The 7533-nt window shown below is 49.0% G+C and carries 4 protein-coding genes; all 4 read left to right on the top strand.

Annotated features, from left to right (window positions below; genetic code table 11):
- The first annotated feature begins 295 nt into the window (after positions 1-295).
- Positions 296-3202: a T9SS type A sorting domain-containing protein gene (locus tag ACTTHR_RS07965; RefSeq protein WP_442605788.1), complete on the top strand. Its 2907-nt coding sequence runs from the start codon at positions 296-298 to the stop codon at positions 3200-3202.
- Between the two features lie 164 nt (positions 3203-3366).
- Complete coding sequence (locus ACTTHR_RS07960) at positions 3367-6240, top strand: T9SS type A sorting domain-containing protein (RefSeq protein ID WP_442605787.1); 2874 nt, start codon at positions 3367-3369, stop codon at positions 6238-6240.
- Between the two features lie 281 nt (positions 6241-6521).
- Positions 6522-6812 carry a hypothetical protein gene (locus ACTTHR_RS07955; protein WP_442605786.1) on the top strand — a complete coding sequence of 97 codons (291 nt, stop codon included), beginning with the start codon at positions 6522-6524 and terminating at the stop codon, positions 6810-6812.
- Positions 6813-6825: 13 nt separating this feature from the next.
- Positions 6826-7533 (top strand): BspA family leucine-rich repeat surface protein (locus tag ACTTHR_RS07950; RefSeq protein WP_442605785.1); only part of this gene is annotated, 708 nt, incomplete at its 3' end.

Genomic DNA, 7533 nt, shown 5'->3' with positions numbered 1-7533 from the left:
GTGTCATTGCAGAAGATAGGTCGCTAAATCATTACCTGCTGAAAATCATAACTCACAAGGCTGTTCATAGCCAATTACTTAGACCTAAATGATAGATTTTTTCTAGAAAATCGGCCTAGAAATATTCTCGTTCTGCCTAAGAACGGAACAAAAGACAGCTGAGGACACTACAAACTGTCAGAGTCTCATAAAAGAACAAGCAATCACAGCAAATCGCATATTAAACTGAAAGAAAATCGTATCTTTGCGTGAGGTAGAAACAATTAAAAAGAAGACTCAGACAATCATACTAACGATGAAATGTAACACAAACCTATTAACGAAAGCTCTATTGAGCACTACGCTAATAGCCTCTTCTACGCTGTTTGCCACGGCGCAAATATCGTTTGGGGGAGAGCCTGCAAGCTTCAGTCAGCCAACGAACTCCCTACGTTCTGCGGGAGCGAACAAGGTAATAGAAGTACGACCCGACTTCAATCCCGATGATATTAAGGGTGTACAGGTATGGGATTCTCAGCAAGTACGCGTCAAGCCTTTGCTTATTGGGCGCACCATCGCCACGGACATCAACTTTGCTCGCGACGCCAAGCGTGTAACGCTCAATGATGGTACCATCGTGTACCGCCTCACCATTGATGCAAAAAATGCCAAGGCAAATGTTCTCTATTACGACGATTTCTTTATCCCCCAAAATGGAGGAGAACTCTATATCTACACCCCCGATCGTAAAAAGGTACTCGGTAAGTACACCTACGAAACACACCCCACCCATGGGACGTTTGCTACCGAGCCCCTCCCCGGCACTACGGCCGTGCTCGAGTATCGCCCGGCTCTCAACAGCCAGGAGATGCCCTCAATCTTGATTTCCTCAGTAGGGCATATATTCACCAAGGCCACAGCAACTGTAGACCCCGGAGAAGATCATGGGAGCGACGATTGCTCTGTAAACGTCAACTGCCAAGAGGGTGCCGAGTGGCAAGAGCAAAAGGCAGGTGTTGTACAGATGCTAATGCGTCAGGGGAGATATCTATCCCTATGCTCGGGAGACCTCCTCAACAATACCAACGAAGACTTTACCCCCTACATCATCTCGGCAGCACACTGCGAGAGTCTATCTACGACTAGAAAGACCTCCGAGAGTGACCTCGACCAGTGGATTTTTACCTTCCACTACGAAAAGTTGGGCTGCAGCAGTGGCTCCTTTGCTTTGGGACGAGGTAAAACTATGGTAGGGTGCGACCTTATGGCTTTCCTCCCTATTAAAGGGCAGTCGGATGGGCTTCTGCTCAAACTAGACCAGATGATCCCGGATTCTTACCGCGTCTACTACAACGGATGGGATCGCTCAGACGCCATCCCCAACAGCGGAGTAGGTATCCACCACCCTGCCGGAGATGCTAAAAAACTCTCTGTCTATAATGGCAATGTAACGATCAATACTTGGCGTACCCAAGATGCCATAGGCGGACCGGATGCCCACTTCTTCTTCCACTTCACCAAGGGTGAAACAGAGGGTGGTTCGTCAGGTTCTTCTCTTTGGAACGAAGATAAACTCGTAGTAGGTACACTCACCGGGGGTGGTGGACGTTGCCAAAGCGGTACGAACTTCTACGGCAGACTACAGTACCACTGGGATAAGTACAAAAAGAATGGAGACGCCACTACACAAATGGCCTCTTTCCTCGATCCCAAAACCAATGGACAAGCAACGAAACTACGTGGTAGATGGAAAGACGAGGCAGGTACGCTTCGTCCCCTCCCCATTGTTACAGGGGTCAAGATTAGCCGTGAGGGAGATAATATTAAGGTTACTTGGGATCCTATCCCCCGCACACACCTTGCCGATGGTTGGAAAGTAAAATACAACATCAGCCGCAATGGTAGAGATTTGGACAAGCGCACAGAGGATACCGAGTTTATAGAACCCATCTCCGAAGCAGAAAAAGACAACTACGGCTCTATCACTTACGGCGTACAAGCTCGCTATGAGTATGGAACAGGTATCCCCACAGAGAATCCGGATAGACCTGAACGATATGCCGTTACCGACTGGATTGAGCAAGGTATCTACGTTGGTGAGAAGAGCCAGATTGTACCCGTTGTTTCGGTAAAGAAAGAGACTAATGGAGTCCGTATCTCTTGGAATCAACCCTACAACCTACAAGAGGTTACCCTCTTTGGTGCTCCCAAAGAGACCTCTGAGTACGAAGATATTACCCTCAACTATTCGGGTACTATGTACACAAATAACCATCCGAGTGGGTTTATTCCTTCGGAACTCACATTTGCAAGTAAATTCCCTACGGCCTCTTTTGATGCCAATGGGTCGGCTCTCTATGTACATGGTATCCGTGTAATACCTACTCAAAAGCTATCAGGAGTATACAAGGCGTACGTACACTCTAGCAAGATGCTCAATACTCAGTACTACGTGAATGAGCCCTTTGATGTACCCTCGGATTGGACACCGGGGCAATGGGTCACCGTACTACTCCAAAAGCCTATCGCTATTGATCTTGAGAAAATCTTGTTTGCAGGTGTGACTATTCCCAACAAGAAAGTCACTCCATTCCCCTCCATCCGCTTTGTTAAGTACACGAGCGATGCCGTGCGCGAGTATGTAGATGGGAATATTGCTGTAGAGAATGGACAAGACATCTTATCCTATAGCGATGCTGTATCCTCGCAAATTATTACGAAATACAGTGGCTATGCTGCCATCAGCATCCTTGTAAGTAATGTAAAGAAACCCATTACCAGCGTAGACGATCAACGCATCTACGCAACAGGGAAGAACATAGTGCCCTTCCCTAAAGTAAAGGGATTCACCATCAAGCGTAATGGTACGGAGATCGCCACTGTAGAAGCTGTGCGCGAATATGTAGACCCAAGTGGTAGCGAAAACGACAAGTACACCGTAGAAGTAAAATACGAAGAGGGTGAACACACAAGCAACAAAGAGATTCCGACAGATGCTACAACTCCCAGTCTGTACCCCACTACAGTGGGAACAGATGGGCTCTTGCATGTAAATGGAAGCGAAGCTCTCACCAGCCTTACTATCTATACGATGGACGGCAAGCTCGTGAAGATGGTTCGTCAGCCCTCAAGCACCATTTCTATGGAAGACGTGCCTTCCGGCAACTACATCGTGGTACTTGACGGATCATATGGACGTAAAACGCAACGCATTATCCGATAAGAATCGGTAAGTCTTTTGACATAAGATTCTCTTGAGAGAGGGGAGGCTCGAAACAAAGAGTCTCCCCTCTCTTCTTTTTATACGGCTACTACAATAGTAGCAAAAGACCTTTTACACTATTTTGCTACCTTTGTGCGACGTAGATCCTATCGAAGAAGTCTTTTATGAAAAGGAAAAAACCTGCGACCTCTAGGCTCCTTATCGGCAGCTTTTTAGTGGCAATCGCTACGCTTACAGGCTCGGCGCAAATCTCGTTCGGCGGCACTCCTGCCTCTTTCCAGGATAATGCAGAAACACTTCGTGCGAGTGCCCTTGCCAAGCTTGTCACCATCCGCCCCAACTTCAACCCCGATGACGAACGCGCGCTACACCTCCGCACGCATACTAATCTAACAGGGAAACCCCTCACCATTGGGCGCAGACTCTCCTCCCATATCGACTTTGCTCGCGATGCCGCACACACACGGCTCAATGATGGACGCATCGTCTATCGCTTGCAAATTGAGCTAAAGGGGGCCAAAGGGGTACTCCTAACCTACGACGATTTCTTCATCCCTCAAGGAGGAGAACTATTCATTTACACCCCCGATCGGAGCCAACTACTCGGGGCTTACACCCACGAAACACACCCAACACACGGAAGATTCGCCACCGAGCCCCTCTCGGGTAGTAGCGTTATCTTAGAGTATACCCCTCCTGTATCGGGAGAACTCCCCAGCCTCTTACTCTCTAGTGTAATCCATCTCTTCGCTACAATGGGACTACCCGACCCCGGAGCTCTCCATCGCGACGAGGCTTCGGACGAATTTTGCCAGATCAATGTCAATTGCAAAGAGGGTGCTGAGTGGCAAGCCGAAAAGGCAGGAGTAGTACAAATGTACATAATCAGCAAAGAGGGTGCCAGCTTCTGTACCGGCAACCTTCTCAACAATACCAACGAAGACTTTCGCCCCCTTATCCTCTCGGCAGCCCACTGCGAGAGTTCGACTAACAAGGTGCAAAATACTCCAACGGATCGCGATCAATGGATTTTCACCTTCCACTACGAAAAACCGGGATGCAGCAATGGCCGGCTCTCCGTACTCCGCGGTAAAAGCATGGTGGGATGCAAGTTGCTATCATTTCTCCCCATTGCCGGACAATCCGACGGACTTCTACTCGAACTCAACCAAGCCATCCCTGCGAGCTACCGAGTGTACTACAATGGTTGGGATAGGCGCAAAGTACTGCCCACCAAAGGGGTAAGCTTACATCACCCTAGAGGAGATGCCAAGAAAATATCGGTGTACGACCACGCGCAATCGCCCGTAATGGATGGCACGTGGTACAGCGGATCCATCATCGAAAACATCAAGGGAGACAAGGACGCACACATTCGCTTTAGCTTTTCCAAAGGCGCTACAGAGGGAGGTTCTTCCGGCTCTTCTCTTTGGAACGAAAACCACCTCGTAGTGGGGACCCTCTCGGGAGGGACGCCCGGATGCGCCCTAGAAAGTGAAAACCTCTATGGGAAACTCGCCTATCATTGGGATAAGTATAAAAAAGAGGGAGACCCTACTACCCAAATGGCAACCTACCTCGACCCCAAGGGAAATGGGAGTGCCGAAACGCTCAAAGGGCGTTGGCGCGATGAGGCGGGTTACCTACGTCCTCTCCAACCCATTAGCGGACTCAACATCCGCAAAGAGGGCAACCTCCTCAAAGTTACTTGGGCAGCCCCCTCTCGCGAGCATATCCCCTCGGGCTGGAGCCTCGACTACAATCTGTACCGCAACGGGGCAGAAATTGCCAAAGGGATAAGTGCAACCGAATTCACCGAACCCTACCCAACAGCCCTCGAAGGAGCTCACGGCTCTGTTGTCTACGGCGTGCAAGCCCACTACACCTACCATGGAGAGGTAATAGACCCTAGCGACGAGAGAGAGGCTTTTGCCGATTGTATCGAGGAGGGCATCTATGTAGGCGATGCTACCCGCACCCTATCTCCCGAGAAAAAGAAGGCTTCTCAAGGGGTTACCCTCTCATGGCGTCGCCCCTACAATATGCAGGAGATTTCACTCTTTGGCTACCCCCAAGATCCTCAGTATAGCAAGCTAGATCTGCCCCACATCAGCAAAATAGTCCCTGAGGCTATAGACCCTCAATATCAAACTATTGCGAGCAAATTCCCGAGCGAATACTTCACTTCATACAACAAAGAGGTCTATATCCACGCCATTAGCTACATGCCCACACGCAGCGCCATGGGTAACTACAAAACCTTCTTGCGCTACGGCAATTTGTGCAACGCCTCAACCACCGTAACCCAACTATTCGATGTACCCGAGGGATGGCAAGAAAAAACTTGGCATACCGTCTATCTCAAGAAGCCCTTTAAGGTGGATGCGCAACGCTCCCTTTGGGTTGGCTTCTCAACTCGCAACGAAAAGACAAATATTGCTTCTATCTATTCGGTAAAAGGGACCGGCGACAATATTCAACAATATGTAGATGCCCTTTTCTCTCGCGACCTCGGGAACCATTTCTTTGGTAGGTGCACAACAGACGGATATCTAGCCATTCGCCTCCATGTGAGCGACAATCCTCAAAAGACGACCCCGGAAGACGATACCCATATCTATGCCGGAGGAAAACGACCCGTGCCCTTTCCTATAATTAAAGAGTACATTGTTAAACGGAACGGACAAGAGGTAGCGCGCGTTGGTGATGCCCTCAGCTATACCGATCAAGAAGGAGGCGAAAACGACGTCTACACGATAGAGGTAGTGTACGAAAATGGCGAAGTGCTCCCCACAGAAAGGGTGGCAAACGAGGAGCAGCCCGGGGTGTATCCCTCCCAAGTGGGCGAAGATGGTCTACTCCATCTCACAGCTCCCAGCCGTGTAATACGCTTTAGCCTTTATACTCTTGAAGGGGAATTGGTACAAACATGGCTTCACCCCTCTGCCACCCTATCGCTAGAGGGGATAGCTCCAGCCCCCTATGTCGTAGTACTAGAGACCGAGACGGGGCGCATCACACAGCGCATTATCCGCTAAAACGAAGCTTTGAGAACGAGTATCATCGGTTTGCTCGCCAAGCCGATTTGCTCCTTCTCATAGACTGCCCTGCACGCCACAAGCGTCCAGCCCCGGCTGATGGGCGCAAATACCCTATCGTCAAATTCAAAGACAAAACTGCATTCTTTTGGCTTCCCAAACAGGTAAATCCATTTCTTTTTATCGTATTTATTGAGAAACCACTTGCATTTCTCAATACAAATGCTTAAGTTTGCAAGCAAACAGTCAAGGTGACAATAAATCCTAAAGTTCGAACGACGATGAAGACATTAGTAAAGCACTATACAGCAAGCCTACGCATAGCCCTGCGAGACTCCGGTGCTAGTGCGTTTTACATGCTCACCATGCGTCGTTCTCATTCGTTCGAGGGAGGGGACATTTCAGGCATTCCTGTGCCATTTGTGGAACGCACCTCTCCAACGAAACCCATATACGGAAGGCTCTGCTGGCATCTCTACGTCAAAGAGATTCGGGCAGAGTCTTTTAGCATTATGGAGTTACCCTCCACGGCATCACATCCTCTAATTAACAAACATATATTCAACATATAATCATTAAAAAGTTATGAAGAGACAATTACTCCACAATGCACTCATGGGAATCGCCGCTCTATTTGCAAGCATCGCGTTGCCCGCCATGGCACAGGCACAAACCGTAGAAGGCTACGCAGTGATGAACGTCGCAGACAAATCCATGACTTTCTATTACGATGCCAACAAGGCCACACACACCGAGGGCACCGTGTACGATTTCCCCGACTCCAACACCGGCTACCCCGAATGGTGTTTGGTGTATAACAGAAAGATAATTACCACCGTAACATTTGACAATTCGATGGCGAACTGCCACCCGACCACCACGAGAATGTGGTTTGACGGCTTCGAGGAGCTTACCACCATCAACAATATAGAGAACCTCAATACCGACAAAGTAACCAACATGGGAGGTATGTTCTCCGGCTGCAAAGCCTTGAAGCAACTCGACGTATCGGCATTCAAAACTCAAGATGTGACCTTTATGGACTATATGTTCGACAACTGCGAACTCTTGACCGAACTTGATGTATCGGGCTTCGATACCCAGAAGGTAACCAAAATGGGCTTCATGTTCTATAACTGCAAAGGCTTGACTACACTCGACGTCTCGAGCTTCAATACCGAAGCTGTGGAGGACGTGAGCGATATGTTCCACGACTGCGAATCCCTCACCACCATCTTCTGCGATGAGACCTGGACGACCGAAATGTCTATCAACATGTTCAAAAACTGCAAG

The sequence above is a fragment of the Porphyromonas endodontalis genome (assembly GCF_052173515.1).
Lineage (GTDB): Bacteria > Bacteroidota > Bacteroidia > Bacteroidales > Porphyromonadaceae > Porphyromonas > Porphyromonas endodontalis_A.
This window is presented reverse-complemented; position numbering and strand designations above follow the sequence as displayed.

Bases quoted from the DNA above. Each gene is read 5' to 3' on its own strand.
- ACTTHR_RS07965 (WP_442605788.1), top strand. From the start codon at position 296: ATGAAATGTAACACAAACCTATTAACGAAAGCTCTATTGAGCACTACG.
- ACTTHR_RS07960 (WP_442605787.1), top strand. From the start codon at position 3,367: ATGAAAAGGAAAAAACCTGCGACCTCTAGGCTCCTTATCGGCAGCTTT.
- ACTTHR_RS07955 (WP_442605786.1), top strand. From the start codon at position 6,522: ATGAAGACATTAGTAAAGCACTATACAGCAAGCCTACGCATAGCCCTG.